The organism is Flavobacterium chilense (assembly GCF_001602525.1).
Taxonomy (GTDB): domain Bacteria; phylum Bacteroidota; class Bacteroidia; order Flavobacteriales; family Flavobacteriaceae; genus Flavobacterium; species Flavobacterium chilense.
On record NZ_LSYT01000008.1, the window covers coordinates 26,002 to 51,300 of the forward strand.

Consider the following 25,299-nt stretch of genomic DNA (forward strand, 5'->3'; position numbering starts at 1 on the left):
CATGTTTAAAAATAAATCATATATCGGAATTTCGTTTATAATTCTAATCTTCGGAATTTATGCTGTTCCAAAAATAGTAGACAGAGTTACAAATGGTGAAGTAGTCAAAGGAAATCGTTTGGATAATGTTGGATTAAAAACGTCAAAATCTGACGGGAAACTAATGAAAATTGGTCCTGCTCCAAAATTTGAACTAACCAATCAGGATAATGCTAAAATTTCAAACGAAACCTATAAAGGAAAGGTATATGTTTTGGAATTCTTTTTTACTACTTGCCCTTCTATTTGCCCAAAAATGAATTTGAGCATGCTGGAAATTGAAAAAACTTTTTTCGGAAATCCTAATTTTGGTATTGTTTCGATCACGATAGATCCTGTTCATGATACACCAAAAGTATTAAAGGATCATGCTAAATTATTGGGCGTAAAATCATCAACATGGAATTTCTTAACCGGAGATAGAGCTACTATTATGGATTTGTCTAATAAAGGATTCAATTTGTACGCCGGAGAAAATTCTAAAGTAAGCGGAGGTTTTGAGCATTCAGGATTATTTGCTTTAATAGATAAAGATGGAAATATCCGTTGCAGAAAAGATGAATTTGGAAACCCAAATATCTATTATGACGGGCTTGACAAAAAAGGCGTAAGAGAAATTCAGGAAGATATTAAAATATTATTAGCAGAATAAAAATGGAAGATCATTCATTAGAAAAAAAATACAGTAAACTTATTGTTGCAGTTTCAATTGTTATCCCGGTTGTTGTAGCAATCTTATTCGGGGTCAAATTAAAAGATTTCGGAATCAATGTAGAGCCACTTTCGTTTTTGCCTCCAATTTATGCAACAACAAATGGCATTACGGCTATTGTTTTAATTTGGGCAGTAATTGCTATTAAAAACGGAAAACAAAAACTCCACGAACGTTTAATGACCTTTGCAATTGCTCTTTCGGTTGCCTTTTTGGTGATGTACGTAGCATACCATATGACCGCTGATTCTACGAAATTTGGTGGTGAAGGTATTATTCGCTATGTATACTTTTTTATTTTAGTAACACACATTTTATTATCTATTGCGATTATTCCTTTAGTACTAATTACTTATGTCAGAGCTTTGGCAAAACGTTTTGACCGACATAGAAAAATTGCTAAAATAACTTTTCCACTTTGGTTGTATGTTGCGGTTACAGGTGTTGTAGTTTACTTAATGATTTCTCCTTATTATGCTTAAAATGGAAAATAGAATAAAGAATAAAGAAAAAATAAAAGCAAATAGAAGCGTACTGGTGAATTTTTTCTCAACGAAATTCTTCTATGTTCTTTTCTCTATTTTCTTTTCTCTGGAAGCCAGCGCTCAATGCGCTATGTGCCGTGCTGCTCTTTCCGGAGACTCAAATGTAAAGAAAGCAGAAGCAGTAAATAACGGAATCGTTTATTTGATGGTGATTCCGTATTTGTTGGTTGCTGTAATTGGATATTTAATTTATAGAATGTATCAGTCTAAAAAGAAAAAAGCAGAATAATTATTATTCTGCTTTTTTTTATGTTTTACTTCAATCCATCAACGGAAACATTCACTGTTCCGTTTATTTTTATAAAAGCAATTATAGCTTGATTGGTTAGCTGAATTTTATCGAATTGAATGTCTTCCATCTTTCCGTTTACAAAAACACCAGGCATTGGAGAATAATTTTTAAGATATGCTGCCATGCTTTTTTTGCCCTCCTCTAAGTTAGGCTGAATAGAATAACGACAGCTTTCCTCCATTTTTCTTAAAATATAACCCTGACCCAGCCAGCTTGCAGTTCGCATGAGTTTGCTTTTTGTGTCTAAAACATAATCTAATTTATCAAAATAGATTTCCTTGATCTGTGGATTATATTGTGGAAATCCGTTTAAATAAAGAGTCCCGTTGATAGATCCTAAAACATCAAGTGCAATAACCATTTTGCCATTTTTATGCCAGATAGAAACATTTTTTACTGTTACCTTCTTGCTTCCGGATCCAAATTCCTGTCCGGCAAAATTCTTAGTCATGATTTTTGAAGCATCAATATAAGTTGAAATAGCAGCGATATTTGCAGAAATTTGATTTGGAATTTTAGTAACAGGTTTTAATACAATTTTATTGGCATTAAATTTAGATTCCGGTTGTTTCCCTACAATAGTTTCCATATTGCATTTCATTCCCATGTCTAATAAAAACGAATCATTTTTGAGCTTTGCATTTGTAGAATAAATCTCAACAGGAACAATTCTTAGCCAGCTTTCATAAGTATCACTCATTTGAAAAGGGGTACATATTTTTTCTAAAGCCGAAAGAACGTTTGGTTTAAAATCCATTGATTTTTCGATTGCCTCATCAATTTTCTTTTCAATTTTAGACTTAAAAATAGAAATCGCAGGGTTTACTAAATAAGTAATTGGCATGCTTTTGCCAAAAACTAACATTGTTGGACTTTCGTTCCAGTCTAACGATTTGAATTCGGTTTTGGTGCTTAGCTTCCAATTCGTCAGTGCCACTTCACTGGATAATGTGATAACACCATTTAGATTAAACTCTCTGGTGTCGTAAAGTTCAACGCCTAATTTTTTTGTTCCAATTCTGTATTTGATCGTCGCTTTTAATGGCAGGATTGTTTTTATTTTTTTATCCGGACTATTTGGATCATTTTGAATTTTTATGGGAGCCTGTTTCCAGATTTTCATTTCGATGTCATCATCATCAATATTATTGTCTTCATAAATTAATCCGTTAAGCAATGCGTTGGTTTGATTTTCTATATCAGCAAGTTTTACTGTAATAGGTAAATTGATGAAAGAAGGATTTGCGTCATAAACTAACGGACTTGCGTCATCTGGTTCCGGTTTTAACGTTTCTAATTTTTGAGATGTAGAGCAGCTAATTAGCGTCGCAAGTAGCGCAAATAAAGAGATTTTGGATAAAAACTTCATCATTAAGATTTTTTTGAGTGCAACAAAATTAAGAAAACAATTATATTATCTTAAAAAAGTGTAACAATTGATAAACAATTGAGTCTTATTCAGAAACAAAACGGAAGTATTAACGTTTTCTTATAATAAATCACTTAATAAAAATGTTATTATTGTTTTAAAATTTAACAATACCATGATCGAAATCAAAGATTTGCATAAGTCCTATAAAATGGGAAGTTCACAGTTACATGTGTTAAAAGGGATTAATTTTAATATCGAAGAAGGCGAGTTGGTTGCAATTATGGGATCATCCGGATCTGGTAAATCAACGCTTTTAAATATTTTAGGAATTCTGGATGAAGCTGATTCTGGTAGTTATATTTTAGACAAAACACCCATTAAAAATTTAAACGAAACAATAGCTTCAAAATACCGAAATAAATTTTTGGGATTTGTGTTTCAGTCATTCAATTTAATCAATTATAAAACAGCACTGGATAATGTTGCGATGCCTTTGTATTATCAGGGTATTAAGAGAAAAGAACGTTATGATATTGCGATGAAATATCTGGAGAAAGTAGGTTTAGGCTCGCATTCTCACCACTTGCCAAATGAGCTTTCCGGAGGTCAAAAACAACGTGTTGCTATTGCGAGAGCCTTAGCGTCAAATCCAAAAGTTTTACTGGCAGATGAGCCAACAGGAGCATTGGATACAAAAACTTCTTATGAAGTTATGGAACTTATTCAGGGAATTAACGATGAAGGTAAAACCATTTTGATCGTTACACACGAACCTGATATTGCTGCAATGTGCAAAAGAAATGTAGTCCTGAAAGACGGATTAATTATCGATGATAAAAAGGTAGAACAAGTTAGAGCTTCATCTTATGTTTAATATTGAGCGTTGGCAGGAAATATTTGAGGCCATCTCTAAAAACCGGTTAAGGACATTCCTGACTGGAATTTCTGTGGCATCCGGAATTTTTATTTTAGTGATTTTACTTGGTGCAGGTAAAGGGCTTCAAAACGGAATCGAAAAACAATTTGAGCGCGATGCCGCGGGTCTTATTGAAGTTTGGTCGGGTACAACAGCAAAACAGTACAAAGGATTAAATCCAGGAAGACAAATTCAGTTCAGAAATAGTGATTATTCACAATCCGTTCAGAAATTTGGAGACAAACTGGATTTACGCGCTGCAACATATAATTTCTGGGGAGGTGCATTTTCTTATGGAAAAGAATCCGGAAGTTATCAATACAGAGGTGTAGATCCTGATTATGGTGCTGTAGAGAATATTGTAATTGTTCAGGGACGTTTCATAAATAGTAATGATTTAGCTAATAATGAAAAAGTGGCAACGATTGGAATGAAAATCAAAACGGATCTGTTTAAAGATAAAGATCCTTTGGGGAAAGAAATTTCGATTAATAATGTCAATTTTAAAGTAGTAGGAGTTTTTACAGATCCGGGAGGAGAACGAGAAGAAGCCAGAGCTTATCTGCCTAAAACAACAGTGCAAAGAGCTTATGGCGGAGGAGATAAAATAAGTAATTTGTTTTTTACCTTAAAAAAGACAAAAGATTATGACGAAGCACTAGCACAATCCGAAAAATTCACACAGGATTTAAAAGCTTTATTAAGAAGTAAAAATGTCGTAGCGCCTGATGATGATAGCGGAATCAATGCTTATAATTCTGTAAAAGATGCGAAACAATTCTATGATCTGAACCTTTATATCAGATTGTTTTTCTGGTGGGTAGGAATCTGTACAATTATTGCCGGAGTAGTGGGAGTAAGTAATATCATGCTTATTATAGTGAAAGAAAGAACTAAAGAGATCGGAATCAGAAAAGCACTTGGTGCATCACCATTTTCTATTATTTCGATGATTCTTCATGAATCTATTTTTATTACTACGATTGCCGGTTTTGTTGGTTTATTGGCTAGTTTGTTATTATTAGAATTCGTTGGACCAATGGTGCAAAGTGAATATTTCAGAAATCCTCAGGTTGATTTTAGTGTGGCTTTGACCACCTTGGTTTTGCTTGTATTTGCCGGTGCTTTGGCAGGATTTTTTCCAGCATACAGAGCCGCCAAAATTAAACCTATTGTAGCACTTAGAGATGAATAATTATGTTTAGTAAAGATAATTGGGATGAGATTTTACAGGCTTTAACAGCCAATGTTTTTAGAACAATTCTAACTGCATTTGGAGTGTTTTGGGGGATATTTATTTTAGTCATATTACTTGCCGCCGGAAAAGGTTTAGAGAATGGCGTAAAAAAAGGTTTTGACGGAATTGCGACTAATACCATGTTTATGTGGAGTCAGACAACATCAAAAGCTTATAAAGGATTGCCAAAAACCCGTCGTTATGATTTTAGAAATAGTGACGTTACAGCTTTAAAGGCTGCATTGCCAGACCTGTTGTATGTGTCGCCAAGAAACCAGTTAGGAGATTTTAACGGATCTAATAATGTGGTTCGTGGTACAAAAACAGCAGCATTTACAATTTATGGAGATTATCCCGAGCTGATTAAACAGCAGCCTATGGATATTATTCAGGGAAGATTTGTAAATCAGAAGGATATTGATGGGAAAAGAAAAGTTTGTGTAATTGGAAAAGGTGTTATTACCGAGCTTTATGGAAAAGAAGAAGAAGCTATAGGAACTTATATTAAAATTAATGGTATCAATTTCATGGTTGTCGGGGTTTATAAATCCAAGCAACAAGGAGGAAATGCAGAACAGGAGCAAAAGAATATATTTATACCTTTTACTACTTTTCAACAAGCCTTTAATTTTGGGGATAAAGTAGGATGGATGGCGCTTACTGCAAAAGATGAAACTTCGATAACAGATCTGAAACCAAAAATTTTAGAACTTATTAAAGCACTTCATTCTGTAAATCCTAAAGATGACAGGGCAGTTGGAAATTTTGATTTGTATGAACAATTCAATAAAGTTCAAAGTTTATTTAATATTTTGCAGGTTATTGCTTACTTTGTCGGAAGCTTAGTTTTAATTTCAGGAGTAATTGGTATTTCGAATATCATGCTTATTGTAGTTAAAGAACGTACCAAAGAAATTGGAATTCGAAGAGCCTTAGGAGCTACTCCGGCAGCAATTCGTGGACAGATTTTGACAGAGTCTATATTCTTAACCATTATTTCGGGAATGTTTGGTATTGCTGTTGCAACCGGAATTATAGCATTACTGAATATGGCGCTGGATTCGATGCCACCAGGAAATGATACTATGTTTGCAAGTCCAAGTGTAGATTTAGGAGTTGTATTTGTAGCCTTAATAATATTAGTAGGATCTGGTTTGCTGGCAGGATTAATTCCCGCTCAAACCGCAATTAATGTAAAGCCTATAGATGCTTTACGAACAGAATAAATTATCAATCAAAATATAATCGATTAAACCAAAAAACAAAATGAAAAAAGGAGTAACCGTAACCATTTTAATCTTTATTGCTATAGTTTTTTTTGGCGCACTTTACTATTTGTATGCTAAGAATCAAGAATCTCCAATTGTCTTTAAAACGGAAAAAGCAGAGATTAAAACAATCGTAAAAAACACAATTGCTACTGGTAACATTCAGCCTGATGAAGAAGTCCTCATCAAACCAAATATTTCAGGTATTATTGAAGAAGTGTATATCAAAGCAGGAGAGAAAATCAAAGCAGGAGATATGATTGCTAAAATTAGAGTGGTGGCAAACGTATCGAATGTGAGCAGTACTCAGAATCAGGTACAGACAGCAAAAATTGCTTTAGATAATCAGGAGAAAATTTATCAAAGACAAAAAACTTTATTTGATAAAGATGTAATTTCTGCAAATGATTTTGATGCAGCCCAATTAGCATATAAACAGGCAAAACAAAATTATCTGGCAGCAAAACAAAGTCTTGATATTGTAAAAACCGGAACAACGACTTCATTAGGAAATTATGCCAATACCTTAATTCGCTCAACAGTAAACGGAATGGTGTTGGCTGTTCCTGTAAAAGTTGGGAATCAGGTTATTGAAAGTAATAATTTTAATGAAGGAACTACAATTGCAAGTGTAGCAGATGTTGGAAGAATGATTTTTATTGGAAAAATAGATGAATCTGAAGTAGGGAAAATTAAAGAAAAAATGCCAATTGAAATTACAGTTGGAGCTATCGAAAATAAAAAATTCGATGCATTTTTAACAGATATAGCGCCAAAAGGTGTTGTAGAAAACGGAGCAATTCAGTTTGAAATAAAAGCCAGATTAGAAAATAAAGATGCTACCTTTATCAGAGCCGGTTTAAGCGCGAATGCTTCTATTATTCTTGAAAAAGCAGATAAAGTTCTGGCAATTAAAGAATCATTGGTTCAGTTTGATAAAAACACACAAAAACCATACGTAGAAGTTGAAACAGCTCCTCAGAAATTTCAAAGAAGAGATCTTGTTTTAGGAGTAAGCGACGGAATTTATGTGCATGTTAAAAGCGGTGTTAAAGCCACTGATAAAATTAAGATCTGGAACCAGGGATTAATAACCGAAGGAGAGAAAAAATAATTTGAAACTATAAAAGGTTTTTGAGGTTTAAAAAATGTTAAATTTGCATAGCTTTTTCTGCTGTGCTTTCATTCAAAATATATGAAAATAAATAAATATAATAGTCTTGTTTTAGCCCTTTTATTTGGGGTTGGTTTGTCAGCTCAGGGACAATCAAAAAAATGGACATTAGAAGAGTGCGTACGATATGCTTTAGATAATAATATCAAAGTAAAACTATCAGAACTTGATGTAAAAAGTGCTGATATTGATAAAAAAGGGGCATTTGGAAGTTATCTTCCATCGGTAAATGGAAATGCCTCGCACTCCTGGAATATTGGTTTGAACGTAAACCCGGTTACGAATATTGCAACAACACAAACCACTCAATATTCTTCATTGGGTGTAAATGCTGGAGTTGATATCTATAAAGGTCTTCAAAACCAAAATGCTTACAGGAGAGCTAAACTTTCTATAATTGCATCACAATATCAACTTTTAAAAATGCAGGAAGATATTTCGCTGAATGTAGCTAATGCATTTTTAGAAATCCTTTTTAATAAAGAGAATTTAAAAGTTAAAAAAGAACAATTGTCTATCGATCAAAAACGATTGGCACGTTCAGAAGAAATGGTCAGTGCCGGAACAATCCCCCGTGGAGATTTATATGACCTGAAGGCTACTGCAGCAACAGATCAGCAGGCTATTATTGTTGCTGAAAATAGTTTGTTAATTTCTAAACTGAGTCTTGCTCAGCTTTTACAATTAAAAGAATTTACAGATTTTGATGTAGTAGATGATACCAATGCAAAAGATGAAAATAACATCATGGCGCAAAACCCGGTAGATATTTACAATAAAGCCAAAGAAATAAGAACTGAATTAAAACTGGCTCAGACCAATCTTGAGATTGCAGAAAAAAATGTTGCTATTGCAAGAGGAGCTTATCAGCCTACACTTAGAGGGTTTTACGCATTTAGTACAAGTGCGAGTTATAGCGACAGACTTGTAGGAACTGATGGTAGCGGAAATCCTATCTATGCAGCACCACATTCAGTTTTAGATCAGTTTAGTGACAATAAAGGACACAATTTTGGTTTTCAATTGAATGTTCCAATTTTTAACGGATTTTCAGCCAGAAATAATGTAGAGCGTAATAAAGTAACTTTAGAGAAATCTAAAATAGATTTAGAACAAAAAAGTTTAGATTTGCAACGTAACGTTTATACTGCTTTTACAGATGCAAAAGGAGCGCTAAATGCTCACGAATCATCGACAGTAACTTTAGAGGCAAGACAACAGGCTTACAATTATGCTAAAGAAAAGTATGATGTAGGTTTGATGAATTCATTTGATTTTACACAAGCACAGACATTGTTAACCAATGCACAGTCAGATGTTATCAGAACAAAATACGATTACATGTTTAAAATAAAAATACTTGAATTCTACTTTGGAATTCCAATTGTCCCAATTATTACAAAATAATTCATTATGTCAAAAAAAACAGTTTATTTCTTATTAGGTGGTGCATTAGTTATTATTGTAGCGTTGATTAGTCTTTCGAAAGCAGGAGTTGTAGGAAATAAGGATGAAGGAAAAGAAGTAGAGATTTCAAAAGTATTAGCTTCAACAATTGTTGAAACTGTTTCGGCAACAGGTAAAATCCAACCGGAAATAGAGGTAAAACTTTCCTCAATGGTTTCGGGAGAGATTATTGCCCTGAATGTAAAAGAAGGACAAGTTGTTAAAAAAGGAGATCTATTGGTTAAGATCAACCCTGATTTGTATACTTCAGGATTAGAACGTTCAGTAGCCAATTTATCAGGAACAAAAGCCAGTTTAACACAATCTGAGGCAAGTTATAAAGAAGCTAAAGCAAGTTACGAACGTAACAAAACATTATATGATAAAGGTGTAATTTCTAAATCTGACTGGGATAAGGCGATTTCGACTTATGAAGTAGCAAAAGCAACCAGACAAAGTTCTTACTATAATGTTCAAAGTGCTACGGCATCTGTAACTGAAGCCAAAGATAATTTAGGACGTACCTTAATTTATGCCCCTGCTGACGGAACAATTTCTGTTTTAAATGTTGAATTGGGTGAACGTGTTTTAGGAACACAACAAATGGCCGGAACGGAGCTTTTAAGAGTAGCTAACCTGAACAACATGGAAGTTGAAGTAGATGTAAACGAAAATGACATTGTTAAAGTAAAAATTGGTGATGAAGCCAATGTTGAAGTAGATGCTTATTTAAAAAAGAAATTTAAAGGTGTCGTAACTAGTATTTCTAACTCAGCAAGTACAACATTAACTTCAGATCAGGTAACTAATTTTAAAGTTAAAGTTCGCATCCTGAAAGAATCATATCAGGACTTATTAGAAGGACAACCAAGTTCTTATTCTCCATTTAGACCGGGAATGACAGCGACAGTGGATATTATTACAAGAACTAAAAATAATGTTCTGGCAGTGCCAATTAGTTCTGTAGTAGTAAAATCAGATACAACTGCTGTAAAAGATTTTAAAGTAGAAGATCCTAAAGAAGATAAGAAAGCAGCTCCGAAAAGTGATAAAAAATTCGAATGTGTTTTTGTAAAAGTAGGAGATAAAGCCAAGATCAGGATCATTAAAACAGGAATTCAGGATGATACTAATATCGAAGTGACATCAGGATTAAAAACGGGTGATGTTGTTATTACAGGGCCTTATACGACTGTTTCTAAAGACTTAAACTCAGGAGATAAAGTAAAACTTAAGAAAGCAGATTCTGCTAAGAAATAAATAAAATATCTCTAAAGATATTATCACTCAGAGCAAAGTCGAAGACTTGATAGAGATTCGACTTTGCTTGGAGTTACATAATAATTAATTTTAAAAAATAAACACATTGTCTTTTATTCTCAATATCGAAACAGCGACCAAAAATTGTTCAGTCTCAATTGCTAAAAATGGAGAAACTATTTTGTGTAAAGAAATCGCTGAAGAAGGGTATTCGCATGCCGAAAAACTACATGTTTTTATTGAAGAAGTTATTGCAGAATCAGGAATTTCAGTTCAGGATTTAGTTGCAGTAGCAGTAAGTCAGGGTCCGGGATCTTATACTGGTTTACGAATTGGTGTTTCTGCTGCAAAAGGATTGTGTTTTGCATTAAACATTCCGTTAATTGCTGTTGATACATTGCAAACTCTGGCTTCTCAGGCTCAGGTTTCAGATGGTAAAATTATTCCAATGCTGGATGCACGACGAATGGAAGTGTACAGCGAAATTTTTAATGCCAGCTTAGAAGTAGAAAGAGCAATTCAGGCAGAAATAATTACCGAAGAATCTTTTACAGGCTATACAGAAACAATCTATTTTGTTGGTGATTGTGCAGAGAAGTGCAAGCCGATTTTAACAAAAGAAAATTTTGTCTTTTTAGAAGAAATCAAATACCCTTCAGCATCTGCAATGAGCAAGATTAGCTATGATAAATACCAAAAAAGCGACACGGTAGATGTCGCTTATTTTGAACCTTATTATTTAAAAGATTTTATGATGGCACCTCCATCAAAAAAACAATAAAACTATTTATTTTTTATTTCAGCATTAAGAGATTAAGTATAAAACTCTTAATGCTGAAATCAATTATTCTCTTTTGTTTTAGTAACGTTTTTCAATCCTTGTAAAAAAAACTTCATTTATTTTTGAAGTGTAAACGGCTGAACAGAGATACCTGCTTCGTCTAAAGCTGTTTTACAATTTTCTAAAGTTTCAGAGAAAACAGCCCCGTAATTAGCATTTTTTGCCCATGGACGTACTGCAAAATCTACAGAACTTGCCGATAGGTTTTTTACGAAAACTTCTGGTGCCGGTTTTTTAAGTACTTTAGGATTCTTGTTTAGAACCTCTAGCAAAACATCTTTTGCCTTCTTGATATCAGAGTCATAAGAAACCGAAAATGTCAGGTCGGCCCTTCTTTCTCCCTGCATAGAGTAATTGATAATTGTTCCGTTCGATAAAGCTCCGTTTGGTACAAAAACCGTTTGGTTGTTTCCTGTAAGCATTTTGGTTACAAAAATCTGAATTTCTAATACAGTTGCAATCACTCCTTGTGCCTCGATCGTATCACCCACTTTAAAAGGTTTAAAAACGATAATAAGCATTCCTCCGGCAAAGTTAGAAAGCGAGCCTTGTAATGACAAACCAACTGCAAGTCCCATTGCTCCTAAAATGGCAACAAATGATGAAGTTTCGATACCGAGTTTGGAGATAAAAGTAACAAACAATAAAATTCGGAGTGCCCATATTAAGATATCCGAAAGGAATTTTGTCAAGGTAGGATCCAGGTTTCTCTGAACCATTACTTTGGTAATAATTCTGTTTATTAATCGGATGGCATAGATACCAACAAATAAGATAATAAAGGCAGAGACTAATTTGGGAGCATAATCAACCAATACGTCAATAAATTTAGTAATGTAACTGCTAAGTTGTTCCGGACTCATGTTCATGTTTTTTGAATAAAAAAAACCTTCTCAATGAGAAGGTATATTGGTAGTGCAAATATAAATATTTCTTTGGATAAGAAAAAGAGTTCTTATTCCTTATCAGTTGCTGTATCGTTGATTTCATCTATGGCTGTTTCTGCTTTTTCGCTGGTATCAGCAGTATGCGAAACAACTGTTTGTGTAGCTTCAGAAGCATCTGTCGTTTTTTCTTTTACCGTATCAATTACATCACTGATCGAATCCGATGCTTTTTCGACATATTCGCTTACAATGTCTTTAGCCTTGGTTGCATATTCTGCAGCACTATCTAGTATAGGCTCTGAAGCTTCTTTTGCTTTTGCAATAGTTTCTTCTGCAAATGTTTCGGCTTTTTCAATGTAAGGAGCTGCTGCTTCTTTGGCTTCTTCAAGCTTAATTTCGGCTTGAGTTGCCAAATCTGATGTTGTGTCTTTGGCTTTGCCAAATAAATTTGAAAAAAATGATGATAATCCCATAGGTATAATATTGATTGGTTTAGAATACAATATTAACCATTTTTATTGCATTTATTTGGTTTAATTGTTTGAAAATTAAGTAAATATGCTTTTAATAAAAAAGCGCCTCATTTAAGGCGCTTTTTATTTTTTATCGAATAAAAATTTATGCATTTAAAGCTTCTACTTTAATAGCTTCGTCATTTAGCATGCTTTTTAGCATATTTTCGATTCCGCTTTTTAAGGTAAAAGTAGATGAAGGACATCCGCTGCAAGCTCCTTGTAGAATAACTTTTACAGTTTTGTCATCTTCATTATATGAATCAAAAGCAATATTCCCACCGTCAGCAGCTACTGCAGGTTTTACATATTCTTCTAAGATATTAATGATTTGTTGTGAAGTAACGTCCAGTTTGTCAAAAGCTTCATCTTTAGTAATATCGTTTTTAGTAGTCACTTCAATCAGGCTTTCATCCAGAACGGTTCCTCCGTTTTCGATAAATTGTTTGATAAACGTTCTTAATTCCAAGGTGATTTCCTGCCAGTCGTTGATTTCGTACTTAGTAACAGAAATGTAATTTTCGTCAATAAAAACCTCTTTTACATAAGGAAATTTGAATAATTCCTGTGCCAACGGAGAAGAAGCCGTTTGATCAATGTTTTTGTATTCAACAGCATTACGGGTTAACATTCTGCTTACAACAAATTTTAAAGCAGCAGGATTAGGAGTTGTTTCTCCATAAACTGTAATAGGTTGCTTTTTAGCCTGGTTTTCATCAGCTTTTACAATAACTCCACCTTTGTCTACAAAGGCTGCAATTTGATCTGCTACATCCTCTTTTACATCATTCCAGTCTACAATGCTGTATCTTTCGATTGCGATAAAGTTTCCTGAAATATAAACTGTTTTTACAAACGGAAGGTAAAATAATTGCTGTGCTAAAGGTGATGCTTGTGCTTCATCTATATTTTTGAACTCAAAGTTTTGATTTTGAGTAATGAAATCTTCAAATTCGAATTTTAATATGGTAGGATTTTGAGTTTCTTTTATGGTGATTTTTGTCATGATTTGTAATTTTTCACAAATTTAGTAAAGTTATTTTCTACTAATACCTATATTTGGTTTTTTAATAAAATAATTAAGACTCTTTTCAAATAAATCGTATTAAATTATTAAGAGTGTAAAATATATTTAAACAAAATTGCCTTTATGAAATTTAGAATCAAGGTTTTATTTCTTTTCTTAATCGTTTCGTTTTATTCTTACTCGCAAGAGGGAATTCCGGTTTACTCCGATTATTTATCAGATAATTATTACTTGATTCACCCTTCTATGGCAGGTGCGGCAAATTGCGCAAAAATAAGACTGACAGCCAGAAAACAATGGTTTGGTCAGGAAGATGCACCAACACTTCAGACTTTAAGTTTTAATGGCAGAATTGGAGAACGATCCGGTGCCGGAATTATTGTTTTTAATGATAAAAACGGATATCATTCCCAAAAAGGTGTAAAGGTTACTTATGCACATCATATCATGTTTTCCAGAGACGAATTAGATTTAAATCAGCTTTCATTTGGTATGAGTGGTGGTATAATTCAAAGTCAGTTAGACGAGACAAAATTTGGCGGAACTTTTGATCCAATCGTTTTTGGTTCTATTCAAAAAGACTCTTATTTTAATGTTGATGTTGGAGCTTCATATAATTATCTTGATTTTTATGCTCACGCTACAGTTCAGGGATTACTTGAAACCAGAAGGCAATTATATACAGAATACGAAAGCGACAATTTAAGAAAGTTTCTTTTTAGTGCCGGATATGTTTTTGGAAAGCGTAATAATGTTACCTGGGAACCTTCGATATTATTTCAGGTATTTGATAAGACAAAAGAGAAATCTATAGATTTGAATTTAAAAGCCTATAAAAACGTAGATTTTGGCAGTATCTGGGCAGCATTATCATACAGAAGAAGTTTTGATGGTACACAATACAGCACAACAAGTGGAGTAGCGGCTCAAAAACTGCAATATATTACACCTATTATTGGTATTAATTACAATAATTTTATGTTTGCTTATACGTATTCGCAAGTTACTGGCGATGTGAAATTTGATACAGGCGGATACCATCAGATTACTCTTGGAATTAATTTATTTTGTAAAAAGGAACGTTACGACTGTAATTGTCCTGCAATTAACTAAAACTTTATTATGCTGATTAAATCTGTAAACGGAAAAACACCTTTGATTCCAGAGGATTGTTATGTTGCTGAAAATGCTACAATTGTAGGTGATGTTGTTTTTGGTGATTCCTGCAGCGTTTGGTTTAATGCTGTTATACGTGGCGATGTGAACTTCATTTCAATAGGAAACAAAGTAAATATACAAGATGGCGCGATTATTCATTGTACCTATCAAAAACATCCTACGATTATTGGAAACAATGTATCAATAGGACATAATGCAATTGTTCACGGCTGTACGATTCACGACAATGTATTGATAGGAATGGGCGCTATTGTAATGGACAATTGTGTGGTAGAAAGTAATTCTATTATTGCAGCAGGCGCTGTGGTCACTCAAAATACGGTAGTGGCTTCGGGTACTATTTATGCAGGTGTTCCGGCAAAAAAAGTAAAAGATATTGATCAGTCTGATTTTGCAGGTGAAATTGAACGTATTTCGAACAATTATGTAATGTATTCGGGTTGGTTTAAAAACGAAGAATAATTATAAATTGATTCTTTCGAAGAAAGCATTTTTATAACTTTCACTAATTGGAATTCTTTTATCGCTAATCAAAACTTTATTTTTTTGTATTGATTTTACATGTTTTATATTGATAATATAAGACCTGTGAATTCGCGAAAACCCTTTGCTTGAAAGTAAATTTTCAAGTTTTATTAAACTAATCAGCGTCAGTGTAAACTTATTGTCGGTAGTGTAAATCTTTACATAATCTTTTAAGCCTTCTATAAAAAGAATATCTGAAAAATTCATTTTTACATTTTCATATTCGGCTCTGACAAACATAAAATCCTGCTCTAATTCTGGTGCAGTTGTACTTTCAGAAATAGCCTGAATTGCTGCAGCCGGATTTAAAATTTGTTGTGCTCTGACAACTGATTTTAAAAAACGATGAAACGGAATTGGTTTTACCAGATAATCTACAGCTCCAAGATTAAAACCTTCTACAGCATAATCGGAATAAGCAGTTGTAAAAATTACCAAGGGCTTTTTTTCAATCGTATTTAAAAAATCAATTCCCGAGAAATGTGGCATCTGGATGTCCAGAAAAATCAAATCAACACTATTTTGATTGATAAAAGAAACGGCATCAATTGCATTGTTAAAAGTACTCACTAATTCGAGTGAATCTACTTTTCGAACAAAATCTTCCAGCAACTCAACTGCTAAAGGTTCATCGTCTATAATTACACATTTCATTTGTTGGAAATTAAGTTTAAAAAAGTTTTAGGGTCAAAAGTAGTTTTAAACCAGTAATTTAAGTTTTAAAATTATCATAAAATACTGATAAGATAAAAACTATCCGTTTACAGTAATGGTTTTGCTTAGGGTGTAACCATCTGTTAAATTGCCTGTTAGGGTGGCTAATTCATCAGCCAGACTATCTGAAAAAACATTGTCTTTGGTGTTCGAAGTGTCGGCCTGACCGTGAGCGGCATAGTTTGCACTCGAATATACTGTACTCGAAACATTCTCCGGAAAAGCAATTTGAGTGACCAGTAATGACGATCCGCTATTGCTTAAAACTTCGACATGAACATGTGGTGCCCTGCCTTGATACCAACCCGGGAATATGGAAATAAAAGATACTTCGCCTTTGGTATTAGTAGTTTGTCTTCCTCTTAAAAAATGCACCGAAGTATAATCGGTTTGCTGCATAGAAGTTCCGCCATATTCAGAATAATTGCCGTCTTTGTCGCAATGCCAGACATCAACTAATACGCCGGCTAATGGAGCGCAATTATTATTTTTATTTTCAATGACTAAATTTATAAGCAAAGCAATTCCAACACGGTCAGATTTTATGTTTTCTAAAACCAGCTGGCTTGGTGTTTTAATAGGAAAGGGGCCTTTTGTTTCCGATGGAGAAATTGTACAGCTCCCATCTCCGGAAGCAGCCGTATCTGTATGATCATTGTCATTTTTAGAACAAGATTCTAACAATTGAGAAGCTGTTGCCAGTGAAGCAATTCCTAAAAAACCATTTCGGATGAATCTTTTTCTGTCCATAATTAATTAAGTTTAATGTATTGCAGTTTGAATCTTGTCTAATTCGAGATTCAGGTGCACACGATAATATTGATTGTCTTGTGTTATAGTAAGCTGGTGCGCATTTGGATAAAGCAAATCAAGTCGGTTTTGAATGTTTACCAATCCAATTCCTGAATTTTCAGGGTCTTTTACATAATTTTCAATCGTATTTTCTATCCAGAAATCAAGACTGTTATCCAGTATAAAAACCTTGATTTTTACGTGAGCAGCACCTTTGTAATCTGTTCCGTATTTGAATGCATTTTCGACAAATGAAATCAGTAATAGCGGTTCAATATGTTTGTTTTTGGTGTCGCCATGTACATTGATCACAATGTCTTCGATATTGTTAAGTCTGAGCTTTTGCAGCTCGATATAATTCTGAATGTAATTGATTTCTTTTTCTAAAGCCACCGTTTTATTATCGGTTTCATACAGCATATACCGCATTAACTCTGATAATGTTACGATGGCATCAGGAACCAAATCAGATTTTTTATGAGCCAGAGAGTAAATACTATTTAAGGAATTAAATAAAAAATGCGGATTGGTTTGTTTTCGCAAATAGATTAATTCAGTATTTGTTCGATGAGTCTCAGCAATTAGTTTGTTTTGTTGGTTGTTATAAAATTCTGTAAGCGTTCTGATAATTGCGCTAATCGTAATAATTAAAATATAAAAGAAAGACGGTCCAATTTTAAAAAATAAAGGTTGTCTCGTTGCCATTACGCCTCTAATATTCGTTCTCTTGTAGATTAATTTAAGATCTTCAGGAGGAATCATTCTGGGTCTGATATGCTTGAATTCCGGGATAAAATAATTAATCCTGATAATCATAAAAATGGCAATTAAAACCAGAACAAATACAAAATAGAGCCAGTATTTTTTCTGTAAAAGCAAAGCAGGTACCAAATAAAAATAATTCAGATAAAACAAAATAATTCCCGTGAACCATTGTGCATAAAAATCATTATTGATCTTAAACGGACTTTCATAAAACTGAATTAATGAAGTCAGAATAAAGAAGATCCATATCATGCAATGGAATAAAATTTTATTTGAGTTTGTATTTCTGATGGTATCTATTTTCATTTATAATTTTATTTTTAATAAAATTAAATCATTTTTGGTTACCGTTGGCGATATGTTTTTGTTGAGTTTGTTTACAACTAAATTGCCCACTTTTAATGCATCTTTTTCTGTCGAAAAACTTTTGGCAGCACTTATTGCCGGAATAATGGATTGCTTAATTATAATTTTATTCTTATAAGTAATGGTGTATCCCCAGCCAAAAGCTGTTTTAAAAGATTCTGTTTTTAAAGGTTCACTTTTTGCGCAGGCAATAAATTGTATAACCAATAAAGCAAGTAATAAACTCTTCTGGATTTTACCCCAGAAGAATTGTCTTTTGATATTAATTGTCATTGTCGTTTTGTTCTTCTAATGGTTTAAACTCCCACGCATCATCAAAGTAAGTAGAGCCTACTCTTCCAAGCATATAAAAACCTCTGTTGTTGATCGCAAAACCAACTGCATCTGTTCTTGTTGCTCCTTCCATTGGTGTTTTTTCAGCCCATAAATCAGTAGTCGGGTTGTACTCCCAAATTGTTTTTATGCTTTCACCACCCACAACATATCCTAATCCGTTCATAGAAAAACTAGAGGCATTTGATCGAACAATAGCATAATCATCATTGTAAGATTCATCATCATCAGTATCTTTATCAATGTCACGTTTTCTGGTCCAGACACCAGTAGCAGGATCAAATTCCCAGAAATCTTCCTGATAAACCCCATTGTTAATTCCTGTTACCAGATAAGCTTTATCAGCAATTACAAAAACAGTCGCATTACGTCTTTTGTTTCCGCTAAATCCGTTTACAATAGTCCATGTATTTGTCTGATCGTCATATTGATAAAAGTCTTTCAGGTAATTTCCGTCATAACCCGTTCCAAAAAAGGCTTTTCCGGCTGCCTGAAAACCTACGGCCGCATAGCGCCCTGTTCCGGCAAAATCAGCTTTTTGAGTCCAGGTATTGCTGGTAGGATCGTACTGGTAAAAATCTTTTAATTTGTTAGTTCCGTCATAACCAAGACCAATATATCCTTTTCCGTTAAGGGTAAAACTTGATGCAGAGCTTCTTCCTGCTCCGGTAAAATCTGCTTTTTGCTCCCAATAATCACCATTAGAATCGTATACCCATAAATCTTTCAAATAAACGTCTCCGGTATAACCTGTAGCAACATAGGCAAAATTCCCAATAACAAAACTGGTAGCACTAGATCTTGCAGGACCATCAAATGCTGATTTCTTAACCCAGTTTCCCATTAAATCATCATCGTCATTGTCGTTACTACAACCTGCAAAAAAAAGACCTGAAAAGAGTGCCGCGAATAATATTCCTTTTTTAAAATTATTCATAGTGTATTAAATTTATTTATTGTTTGTATTTGATGCCAATGCCTAAAATATATCCGTTGCCGGTATTAAAATCATACACCTTATGATTTTGATCGTCAATGATGTTGTATTTCTTATCAAAATCATATCCGGCTTTAAAATTCAAAAACCAGTTTTTATCTACATTTCTTTCATACTCAAATGCTGAGGACATTTGTGATAAAGTAACTTTAGACGCATTATTATCCAGATTATGCGCATCTATATGATAATAATTTCCATTAAAGCGATTTGTCAGACTAAACTGGTTTCGAATATTATTTGAATATGAAATTTTCGAATTCGGATAGCCAATTAATAAATTACTTTCATTGCTGATTTTGTAATTTAAGGACAGAGTAGGCAGGAACTTCGGATTTCCCATAATAGTCGTTCTGGCTACTCCAATGTTTATTGTTGTTTTCGAGTTTAATTGCTGATTAACTTCAAAACTTCCCAAAAGCGAGAGATCGTTAATATTTAAATTGCTTTGAAAATTTGCCGTAGGAATAATCGAAAAATTCAGATTTGTTGTGTTTGAAAGCTCGTGTGAAATTTCAAATCTATTTTGGATCTGATTAAACCGATTCAGGTTCATTGCTTCTTCATTACTATCTAATTCATAATCTACCTGTAAATTCGAATACTCTAATGTGTTTGTTAGCTTGTTTCTGGAGCTTATTTTTTTATTAAACGATATTCCAATACTACTTTCCGTAAAATCAATTTTATCAGTAGGTTCTGTTTTTAAATTCATATAGGCAGAAAAACTTTCCTGAGCTTTCATGCTATAGAATGAAATCAAAAAAAACGAACCAATTACTAACCTTATTTTCATTACTTATTTATTGGTTCAAAAGTAGGCGCCTAATGGTTTAAAAAAAAAGAAGATATATGTATGACACTTTTTGATAGACTAATTAGCCTTTTTTATTGCCGAATGAAATATTTGTTGGGATTAATCTGTTGTAGATGGTTTTTTACTGTTTATAGGGCAAAAACAGGCTACTGTATATGTTATAGTGTAGTGCAGGAGAGTGCATTTTATATTTGTTCAAAAAATTTGATTATGCATAAGTTTATATTGATGTTGCTTTTTGCCATGACGGTACTTTCATGCGGAACAGATTCTGATGCAGGTGAGTTTGTTGTTGGATCTGATTATTTGGCGATAAATAATAAAGTGGTTTTAATTGATACGGTAACGGTAGATATGTCTACTATAAATTTTGATTCGCTTGTTACATCTAATCAAAGCCGAATTTTAATTGGAAATTATGATGATCCAATTTATGGAAAAGTAAAATCGAACAGTTATTTTCAACTGTCTTCAGATTCGTATGCTTTAATAAATAACGGTTCTGATACCGAAGCGACCAATTATGTTTTTGATTCTATTTCGATGATTCTGAAATATGATAATTACTATTACGGAGATACTACAAAAGTGCAAACATTCGATATTCATCGATTGACTCAGAAAGTAAAACCTAATACAGACGATAAAAATTTCTACAATAATTCGGCTTTAAGTTACGATACAGAAAGCCTTGGAACTATTTCATATAAGCCAAGACCTGTCGAAAAAGATTCTATTAATATTAAAATGAGCAGTGCTTTTGGATCTGCATTATTTCAGAAATTAAAGAAGCGGGAAATTACAGATTTTGATAGTTTTAATGAATATTTGAAAGGACTTGTTCTTGTTCCTTCGACTTCAAACTCGGCAAGTGTTACCGGATTTCATGTCGCAACAAGTAAGGTCCGGCTGTATTACTCCAAATACCAGTCAGATACACAGGAAACTCCATATATAATAGATTTTACTATTGCAGATGCTACCAAGCAGTTTAATGCCGTTTCGTTAGACAGAACAGGAACTATTATTCAGAATCTGCCCGTCTCGAGCAGCAAGCTATCCAGTTTGTTAACCAATCATCAGGGGTTTATTCAGTCTGGTACAGGAGTCGCCTGTCGAATTGATTTTCCTAATATCAAACAGTTAAAATATCTTTCAGATAAAGGCGCTATTGTGGATGCTCAGTTATTGCTTAAACCAGTAAATAATACTTACTCCAAGCAATATCCTTTGGCAGATTCATTAAAGATTTATGTAGCTGATAATTTAAACCGAATAAGTAGCTCACTGGTTAATTCTGCTGGGACAGCTGTTTTTGGAATTCTCAATAAAAAGAGCGACGAATTTAATGAGAATGTTGGTTATCAGATTGGGATAGGCAATTTTCTGCAAAAAGAAATGCTCAAAGCATCTGATTCCAGATCTTCTCTGATTCTTACTTTACCCGCAATTTCTAAATCTGTTAACCGGATTGTTCTGGGAGATCAAAAACATTTAGACAATAAAATTCAGCTTAAAATTTATTATATCACTTATTAAATGAAAAGTAAAATAGCTTATTTAAGTTGCTTCATCCTGATGTCGCTGACTTCATTTTCTCAAAGTATTTCCAGTTCACCTTATTCATTGTATGGAGTAGGGAGTTTGTATGATTCTGATTTCGGAGAAATTCCTTCAATTGGTTCTTCAGGAATGGCTTTACCGTCAAGTTCATTCATTAATAATTTGAATCCGGCATCATTGGCGTATATTCCTCAAAACCATTTTATGTTTGACATTGGCGGAAAAGCATTGGTAACTACTTATCAAAACAGCTCAAAAAGTGAGAGTCGTAATAATTTTCAATTTTCACATCTGGCTTTTGCATTTCCGGTTACTAAAAATTCAGGTTTTAGTGTTGCTTTGCGACCTTATTCAAGTGCAACTTTTAGAATTGCCAATTTAAAATTGCCTATTGCCAACAGTCAGGATTATTACTATTTAACTGCTGCTGGTTCTGGAGGGTTGAATAATTTTGATTTATCATACGGATACAAATTTGGAAAGAGATTATCTTTAGGAGCTTCTGCTGCAGTATTGTTTGGCAGTACAAGCGATGACAGAAGTTTTTTAATTTTAAATACAATTACAAGTATTCAGAAAAAAACAACTTATAGTGGTGTACGTGCCACATTGGGAGCGCAATACAAAATCGATTCTACCTTTACTATTGCGACAACGTTTAAACTGCCAACCCAAATTAATGCATCAAAAGTACAAACGGTTCAATCTGTTGCAGATGATGTGGTGACTACTGTAGAGTCAAATGTAAAGTCAAAAACAGATAATTATTATATGCCATTAGAAATGGGCTTTGGAATAAGTAAACGTTTTAAGAATAACTTAAATATGACGCTGGATTATGAAAAAAGTTTATGGAGAAATACAAGTCAATCAGAATTATATGGTGATTTTGTAAATCAGGACCGATATGCACTTGGTTTTACTTATAAGACGACAAAAAATGTTAGAAAATATTGGGACAGGGTTCAGTATGCTGCAGGTGCAAATTTTGATACTGGTTATCTGGAAGTCGACGGAAAGAGAGTAAATAATGCTGCAGTTACTTTTGGGCTTTCATTACCAATTGAAAACACTTATTCAGCATTAAATATTTCTTATTCATATGGACAAAGAGGGATGATCTCAGATAATTTAATCAAAGAAAATTATCATAAGATCTCGCTCAATTTATCTTTGGATGGTATTTGGTTCGTCAAGCGAAAAATTGAATAGTACTTTAAAAGTCTTTTTCTATTACCGGATATTTATAATCTAATATAGATTTTAAAACTTCAGGATTGGAATTCACATAAAATACAGGTTCACTTTTTGGCTTGTCTGTAAAACCAACTTTCTCACGCAATATATTTTGAGTTTGTCTGGCAACGGCTTCTCCTGAGTCAATAATTTTTATATGCTCCGGTAAGATCTTTTTGATCTGTGGAATTAAGTATGGATAATGACTACAGCCCAAAACAAGATAATCAATATTGGCATCAATCATAGGTTGCAAATAGGATTCGAGTAATTGAGTCATTTCAGGCGAATTTAAGTTTCCATCTTCGATGAGCTGAACAAGTCCATGACCTACTTGTTCAATTATCGTAGTGTTTTGAAACATTTCCGCCGTTTTGTTAAACAACTCACTATTTAGAGTTCCTTTTGTTGCTAAAATACCTATAACCTGTGTTTTTGAATTGTTTGCTGCCGGTTTAATGGCGGGTTCAATCCCAATAAAAGGAATGTCGTAATCTGCACGAAGTTCGCGAATAGCATTTGTTGTTGCCGTATTACATGCTACTACTATAAGTTTACAGTTTTGTTCCAGTAAAAAGTCAACATTTTTTTTACTCAAAGCAACAATCTCTTCTTTGGTTCTTTGACCATAGGGAGCGTTTTTGCTGTCAGCCAGATAAATAGTTTTTTCGTTTGGGAGCAGTTCATGAATGGCGCTCCAAATGGAAGTTCCTCCAATACCGGAATCAAAAACGCCTATAGGATTATTATTCGTCATAGTACAAATTTAGTGTTTTTTGAAATAAATCTATATTTCAATTTAAAGGAAATCTGTCAATATTCTGGTTTTTTAACCTTAAATTATGGTAAAAAAAAACTGTCCAGACTTTTAGAAAGTCTGAACAGTTTTAATTGTGAAGAATCCGTTTCTTAGAATCCTAAATCTTTTTTTACATCAGCAGTAATGTTTGGACCATCAGCTAATAAAAGAGTAGAACCATCTAATACATATTGGAAACCTTTAGCTTTTCCAACTTTTTGGATAGAAGCTCTTACTTTTTCCATTAATGGTTTTACGATGTCAGTTTCTTTTTGTTGCAATTCTTTTTGAGCGTTGTCTCTGTAGTCAACAATTCTTTTTTGCATGTCCTGAACTTCTTTAGAACGTTCTCCGTTCACAGCGTCAGTTACAGTTGCAGCTTCACCTTCGTACTTTTTGATTTTTACTTGATATTCGTCAACCATTTTTTTGTATTCTGCATCATATGTACCACTTAACTTTTGTAGTTGATTTTGAGCATCTAGCATTGCAGGCATTTTCGACATAATCTCGCTAACATCAACATGAGCTACCTTAGCTTGTGCATTGATTGTGTTACTTGCTCCTAAAACTAGTATTGCAGCAATTAGTAAAGTTTTGATTTGTTTCATCATTTTTAAAAATATTAATTAATTATTGGTCGTATTTGATTTTTGTGCTTCGGCTTCTTTAGCTTTTTTAGCCGCTTCTCGTTCTTCTAAAATTTTCTTTCTTCTTTCTTCTAATTCTTTTTTACGTTGCTCGTAAAGCTTTTGTCTTTCTGCCGCTTTATCAACTACTGGTTCAGTAGTCGCTGTTCCGTCAGTTCCGGTGGCAGCAGGCTTAGCTGTCGCGTCAGTTCCTGTGGTGGCAGGTTTAGCTGTTGCATCCGTTTTTGTTGCATCTGTTTTAGCTGGTTCAGAAACCGTGCCATTTTTTTTAGCTTCTCTTTCGGCTGCAATTGCTTTTCTTCTGTCTTCGTATTCTTTTTTCTTGGCTTCCTGCTCAAGTCTTCTGTCTTCGATTAACTTTTCTCTGGCTGCCCTTTTCTCGTCTAATGCTTTTTGTCGATCCGCCATTGCCGGATTTTCATCAATTGCATTTTCAAGTTTTTCTTTAGCTTCCTGATCTTTTAACTGTTTTTTATTTAACTGCTCTCGTTTATCAGTTCGGTTTAAAATACGAATCACCTGATCACTAATGTCAAATTTTTTATTGCTAAAAAGCATGGTTAAATCTGATGATTTATCAAAAATAAAATCATAGTTTTTAGCTTCGGCAATATCTTGTACAGCTGTAAAAACCTGATCTTGTATTGGCTTTGCTAATCCTGCTTTCTGATGCATTAAATTACCATCAGAACCAAATTGTTTTTGCTGATAATCCAGCATTTCAGTTTCCAGGAATTTAATTTCAGTTTCTCTTTCGTCAATAAGTTCCTTAGTCAGCAAAGCTCTTTCTGCTTTAAGGTTCTCTTTTATTTTAGCAATTTCAATTTTTTTAGTTTCTATTTCCTGTTTCCACTTTTGGGCTTTTAGCTCTAATTGAGCTTTTGCCTCTTTGTAATCAGAAACATTTTCCAGAATATATTCCATGTCAATGTATCCAATCCTTGTTGTTCGGGTTTGCGCCTGATTTGTATTTACTACAATCAAGACTAAAAATAAAAATAAAAATTGTTTTCTCATAACATTGGTTTATTTCGA

At 33.5% G+C, this 25,299-nt stretch carries 27 protein-coding genes; 14 read left to right on the forward strand and 13 right to left on the reverse strand.

Features of this window, described 5'->3' with window-relative positions:
* Position 1: 1 nt before the first annotated feature.
* The 3 genes from A4F88_RS17890 to A4F88_RS17900 are packed head-to-tail and all read left to right on the forward strand — an operon-like array spanning position 2 to position 1,525.
* Positions 2-691, forward strand: a complete 690-nt coding sequence (locus A4F88_RS17890; RefSeq protein ID WP_068844099.1) for an SCO family protein — start codon at positions 2-4, stop codon at positions 689-691.
* Positions 692-693: 2 nt separating this feature from the next.
* Positions 694-1,233, forward strand: a complete 540-nt coding sequence (locus A4F88_RS17895) for a DUF420 domain-containing protein (protein ID WP_068844100.1) — start codon at positions 694-696, stop codon at positions 1,231-1,233.
* Positions 1,226-1,525: a hypothetical protein gene (locus tag A4F88_RS17900; protein WP_068844101.1), complete on the forward strand. Its 300-nt coding sequence runs from the start codon at positions 1,226-1,228 to the stop codon at positions 1,523-1,525. The genes A4F88_RS17895 and A4F88_RS17900 overlap by 8 nt, the downstream gene beginning before the upstream one ends.
* A gap of 25 nt (positions 1,526-1,550) precedes the next feature.
* Here A4F88_RS17900 and A4F88_RS17905 read toward each other — a convergent pair whose 3' ends face one another.
* The gene (locus tag A4F88_RS17905; RefSeq protein ID WP_068844102.1) at positions 1,551-2,957 is read right to left on the reverse strand and encodes a DUF4403 family protein; all 1,407 of its coding nucleotides are present in this window, start codon (positions 2,955-2,957) and stop codon (positions 1,551-1,553) included.
* A gap of 175 nt (positions 2,958-3,132) precedes the next feature.
* Between A4F88_RS17905 and A4F88_RS17910 the strand changes: the two genes are divergently transcribed.
* The 7 genes from A4F88_RS17910 (at position 3,133) to tsaB (ending at position 11,042) form a co-directional block, all read left to right on the forward strand.
* Positions 3,133-3,834 carry an ABC transporter ATP-binding protein gene (locus A4F88_RS17910; RefSeq protein WP_068844103.1) on the forward strand — a complete coding sequence of 234 codons (702 nt, stop codon included), beginning with the start codon at positions 3,133-3,135 and terminating at the stop codon, positions 3,832-3,834.
* On the forward strand, positions 3,827-5,071 hold the full coding sequence (locus A4F88_RS17915; protein ID WP_068844104.1) for an ABC transporter permease: 1,245 nt from the start codon (positions 3,827-3,829) through the stop codon (positions 5,069-5,071). The genes A4F88_RS17910 and A4F88_RS17915 overlap by 8 nt, the downstream gene beginning before the upstream one ends.
* Before the next feature lie 2 nt (positions 5,072-5,073).
* Positions 5,074-6,339, forward strand: coding sequence for an ABC transporter permease (locus A4F88_RS17920; RefSeq protein ID WP_068844105.1), 1,266 nt, complete (start codon positions 5,074-5,076; stop codon positions 6,337-6,339).
* Between the two features lie 40 nt (positions 6,340-6,379).
* Positions 6,380-7,495: an efflux RND transporter periplasmic adaptor subunit gene (locus A4F88_RS17925; protein ID WP_068844106.1), complete on the forward strand. Its 1,116-nt coding sequence runs from the start codon at positions 6,380-6,382 to the stop codon at positions 7,493-7,495.
* An 81-nt stretch (positions 7,496-7,576) separates the two neighbouring features.
* On the forward strand, positions 7,577-8,962 hold the full coding sequence (locus A4F88_RS17930) for a TolC family protein (protein WP_068844107.1): 1,386 nt from the start codon (positions 7,577-7,579) through the stop codon (positions 8,960-8,962).
* A 6-nt stretch (positions 8,963-8,968) separates the two neighbouring features.
* Complete coding sequence (locus A4F88_RS17935; RefSeq protein WP_068844108.1) at positions 8,969-10,261, forward strand: efflux RND transporter periplasmic adaptor subunit; 1,293 nt, start codon at positions 8,969-8,971, stop codon at positions 10,259-10,261.
* A gap of 106 nt (positions 10,262-10,367) precedes the next feature.
* The gene (gene tsaB, locus A4F88_RS17940) at positions 10,368-11,042 is read left to right on the forward strand and encodes a tRNA (adenosine(37)-N6)-threonylcarbamoyltransferase complex dimerization subunit type 1 TsaB (protein WP_068844109.1); all 675 of its coding nucleotides are present in this window, start codon (positions 10,368-10,370) and stop codon (positions 11,040-11,042) included.
* A 116-nt stretch (positions 11,043-11,158) separates the two neighbouring features.
* On the opposite strand, the gene A4F88_RS17945 is transcribed toward tsaB, so the two are convergent.
* The 3 genes from A4F88_RS17945 to A4F88_RS17955 all read right to left on the reverse strand — a co-directional run bounded on the left by A4F88_RS17945 (position 11,159) and on the right by A4F88_RS17955 (position 13,507).
* On the reverse strand, positions 11,159-11,971 hold the full coding sequence (locus A4F88_RS17945; RefSeq protein WP_068844110.1) for a mechanosensitive ion channel family protein: 813 nt from the start codon (positions 11,969-11,971) through the stop codon (positions 11,159-11,161).
* Between the two features lie 86 nt (positions 11,972-12,057).
* Positions 12,058-12,492 (reverse strand): YtxH domain-containing protein, encoded by a 435-nt coding sequence (locus tag A4F88_RS17950; protein WP_245179165.1) that lies wholly within the window; start codon positions 12,490-12,492, stop codon positions 12,058-12,060.
* 115 nt (positions 12,493-12,607) lie between these two features.
* Positions 12,608-13,507 (reverse strand): NifU family protein, encoded by a 900-nt coding sequence (locus A4F88_RS17955; protein ID WP_068844112.1) that lies wholly within the window; start codon positions 13,505-13,507, stop codon positions 12,608-12,610.
* Positions 13,508-13,651: 144 nt separating this feature from the next.
* On the opposite strand from A4F88_RS17955, the gene A4F88_RS17960 reads away from it, so the two are divergent.
* Both A4F88_RS17960 and A4F88_RS17965 read left to right on the forward strand, forming a co-directional pair.
* Entirely contained in the window at positions 13,652-14,641 is a 990-nt protein-coding gene (locus tag A4F88_RS17960; RefSeq protein ID WP_068844113.1) for a PorP/SprF family type IX secretion system membrane protein, read from the forward strand.
* 9 nt (positions 14,642-14,650) lie between these two features.
* The gene (locus A4F88_RS17965) at positions 14,651-15,169 is read left to right on the forward strand and encodes a gamma carbonic anhydrase family protein (RefSeq protein WP_068844114.1); all 519 of its coding nucleotides are present in this window, start codon (positions 14,651-14,653) and stop codon (positions 15,167-15,169) included.
* On the opposite strand, the gene A4F88_RS17970 is transcribed toward A4F88_RS17965, so the two are convergent.
* From A4F88_RS17970 to A4F88_RS17995, 6 genes are all read right to left on the reverse strand, one after another.
* On the reverse strand, positions 15,170-15,886 hold the full coding sequence (locus tag A4F88_RS17970; RefSeq protein WP_068844115.1) for a LytR/AlgR family response regulator transcription factor: 717 nt from the start codon (positions 15,884-15,886) through the stop codon (positions 15,170-15,172). It abuts the gene before it with no gap.
* Between the two features lie 99 nt (positions 15,887-15,985).
* On the reverse strand, positions 15,986-16,696 hold the full coding sequence (locus tag A4F88_RS17975) for a dioxygenase family protein (protein WP_068844116.1): 711 nt from the start codon (positions 16,694-16,696) through the stop codon (positions 15,986-15,988).
* A 12-nt stretch (positions 16,697-16,708) separates the two neighbouring features.
* Positions 16,709-17,809 carry a sensor histidine kinase gene (locus tag A4F88_RS17980; protein WP_068844117.1) on the reverse strand — a complete coding sequence of 367 codons (1,101 nt, stop codon included), beginning with the start codon at positions 17,807-17,809 and terminating at the stop codon, positions 16,709-16,711.
* Entirely contained in the window at positions 17,810-18,142 is a 333-nt protein-coding gene (locus tag A4F88_RS17985) for a DUF4907 domain-containing protein (RefSeq protein WP_068844118.1), read from the reverse strand. It lies immediately after the preceding gene.
* A complete protein-coding gene (locus A4F88_RS17990) occupies positions 18,132-19,139 on the reverse strand; it encodes a Kelch repeat-containing protein (protein ID WP_068844119.1) in 1,008 nt (335 codons plus the stop codon). The genes A4F88_RS17985 and A4F88_RS17990 overlap by 11 nt, the downstream gene beginning before the upstream one ends.
* A 16-nt stretch (positions 19,140-19,155) precedes the next feature.
* The gene (locus A4F88_RS17995) at positions 19,156-19,995 is read right to left on the reverse strand and encodes a DUF6268 family outer membrane beta-barrel protein (protein WP_068844120.1); all 840 of its coding nucleotides are present in this window, start codon (positions 19,993-19,995) and stop codon (positions 19,156-19,158) included.
* A gap of 231 nt (positions 19,996-20,226) precedes the next feature.
* Here A4F88_RS17995 and A4F88_RS18000 point away from each other — a divergent pair, with 231 nt between their 5' ends.
* Both A4F88_RS18000 and bamG read left to right on the forward strand, forming a co-directional pair.
* Positions 20,227-21,555, forward strand: a complete 1,329-nt coding sequence (locus A4F88_RS18000; RefSeq protein WP_068844121.1) for a DUF4270 family protein — start codon at positions 20,227-20,229, stop codon at positions 21,553-21,555.
* Positions 21,556-22,791 (forward strand): BamG family beta-barrel-assembly machinery protein, encoded by a 1,236-nt coding sequence (bamG, locus tag A4F88_RS18005; protein WP_068844122.1) that lies wholly within the window; start codon positions 21,556-21,558, stop codon positions 22,789-22,791. It abuts the gene before it with no gap.
* 4 nt (positions 22,792-22,795) lie between these two features.
* Here the strand turns inward: bamG and murI are convergent, their stop codons facing one another.
* The 3 genes from murI to A4F88_RS18020 form a co-directional block, all read right to left on the reverse strand.
* Positions 22,796-23,572 (reverse strand): glutamate racemase, encoded by a 777-nt coding sequence (gene murI / locus A4F88_RS18010; RefSeq protein ID WP_068844123.1) that lies wholly within the window; start codon positions 23,570-23,572, stop codon positions 22,796-22,798.
* 152 nt (positions 23,573-23,724) lie between these two features.
* Complete coding sequence (locus A4F88_RS18015; RefSeq protein ID WP_178368495.1) at positions 23,725-24,228, reverse strand: OmpH/Skp family outer membrane protein; 504 nt, start codon at positions 24,226-24,228, stop codon at positions 23,725-23,727.
* 15 nt (positions 24,229-24,243) lie between these two features.
* Positions 24,244-25,281 (reverse strand): OmpH/Skp family outer membrane protein, encoded by a 1,038-nt coding sequence (locus A4F88_RS18020; protein ID WP_068844124.1) that lies wholly within the window; start codon positions 25,279-25,281, stop codon positions 24,244-24,246.
* Positions 25,282-25,299: the final 18 nt, after the last annotated feature.

Bases quoted from the DNA above. Each gene is read 5' to 3' on its own strand.
- A4F88_RS17890 (WP_068844099.1), top strand. From the start codon at position 2: ATGTTTAAAAATAAATCATATATCGGAATTTCGTTTATAATTCTAATC.
- A4F88_RS17895 (WP_068844100.1), top strand. From the start codon at position 694: ATGGAAGATCATTCATTAGAAAAAAAATACAGTAAACTTATTGTTGCA.
- A4F88_RS17900 (WP_068844101.1), top strand. From the start codon at position 1,226: ATGCTTAAAATGGAAAATAGAATAAAGAATAAAGAAAAAATAAAAGCA.
- A4F88_RS17905 (WP_068844102.1), bottom strand. From the start codon at position 2,957: ATGAAGTTTTTATCCAAAATCTCTTTATTTGCGCTACTTGCGACGCTA.
- A4F88_RS17910 (WP_068844103.1), top strand. From the start codon at position 3,133: ATGATCGAAATCAAAGATTTGCATAAGTCCTATAAAATGGGAAGTTCA.
- A4F88_RS17915 (WP_068844104.1), top strand. From the start codon at position 3,827: ATGTTTAATATTGAGCGTTGGCAGGAAATATTTGAGGCCATCTCTAAA.
- A4F88_RS17920 (WP_068844105.1), top strand. From the start codon at position 5,074: ATGTTTAGTAAAGATAATTGGGATGAGATTTTACAGGCTTTAACAGCC.
- A4F88_RS17925 (WP_068844106.1), top strand. From the start codon at position 6,380: ATGAAAAAAGGAGTAACCGTAACCATTTTAATCTTTATTGCTATAGTT.
- A4F88_RS17930 (WP_068844107.1), top strand. From the start codon at position 7,577: ATGAAAATAAATAAATATAATAGTCTTGTTTTAGCCCTTTTATTTGGG.
- A4F88_RS17935 (WP_068844108.1), top strand. From the start codon at position 8,969: ATGTCAAAAAAAACAGTTTATTTCTTATTAGGTGGTGCATTAGTTATT.
- A4F88_RS17945 (WP_068844110.1), bottom strand. From the start codon at position 11,971: ATGAACATGAGTCCGGAACAACTTAGCAGTTACATTACTAAATTTATT.
- A4F88_RS17955 (WP_068844112.1), bottom strand. From the start codon at position 13,507: ATGACAAAAATCACCATAAAAGAAACTCAAAATCCTACCATATTAAAA.
- A4F88_RS17960 (WP_068844113.1), top strand. From the start codon at position 13,652: ATGAAATTTAGAATCAAGGTTTTATTTCTTTTCTTAATCGTTTCGTTT.
- A4F88_RS17965 (WP_068844114.1), top strand. From the start codon at position 14,651: ATGCTGATTAAATCTGTAAACGGAAAAACACCTTTGATTCCAGAGGAT.
- A4F88_RS17970 (WP_068844115.1), bottom strand. From the start codon at position 15,886: ATGAAATGTGTAATTATAGACGATGAACCTTTAGCAGTTGAGTTGCTG.
- A4F88_RS17975 (WP_068844116.1), bottom strand. From the start codon at position 16,696: ATGGACAGAAAAAGATTCATCCGAAATGGTTTTTTAGGAATTGCTTCA.
- A4F88_RS17980 (WP_068844117.1), bottom strand. From the start codon at position 17,809: ATGAAAATAGATACCATCAGAAATACAAACTCAAATAAAATTTTATTC.
- A4F88_RS17985 (WP_068844118.1), bottom strand. From the start codon at position 18,142: ATGACAATTAATATCAAAAGACAATTCTTCTGGGGTAAAATCCAGAAG.
- A4F88_RS17990 (WP_068844119.1), bottom strand. From the start codon at position 19,139: ATGAATAATTTTAAAAAAGGAATATTATTCGCGGCACTCTTTTCAGGT.
- A4F88_RS17995 (WP_068844120.1), bottom strand. From the start codon at position 19,995: ATGAAAATAAGGTTAGTAATTGGTTCGTTTTTTTTGATTTCATTCTAT.
- A4F88_RS18000 (WP_068844121.1), top strand. From the start codon at position 20,227: ATGCATAAGTTTATATTGATGTTGCTTTTTGCCATGACGGTACTTTCA.
- bamG (WP_068844122.1), top strand. From the start codon at position 21,556: ATGAAAAGTAAAATAGCTTATTTAAGTTGCTTCATCCTGATGTCGCTG.
- murI (WP_068844123.1), bottom strand. From the start codon at position 23,572: ATGACGAATAATAATCCTATAGGCGTTTTTGATTCCGGTATTGGAGGA.
- A4F88_RS18015 (WP_178368495.1), bottom strand. From the start codon at position 24,228: ATGATGAAACAAATCAAAACTTTACTAATTGCTGCAATACTAGTTTTA.
- A4F88_RS18020 (WP_068844124.1), bottom strand. From the start codon at position 25,281: ATGAGAAAACAATTTTTATTTTTATTTTTAGTCTTGATTGTAGTAAAT.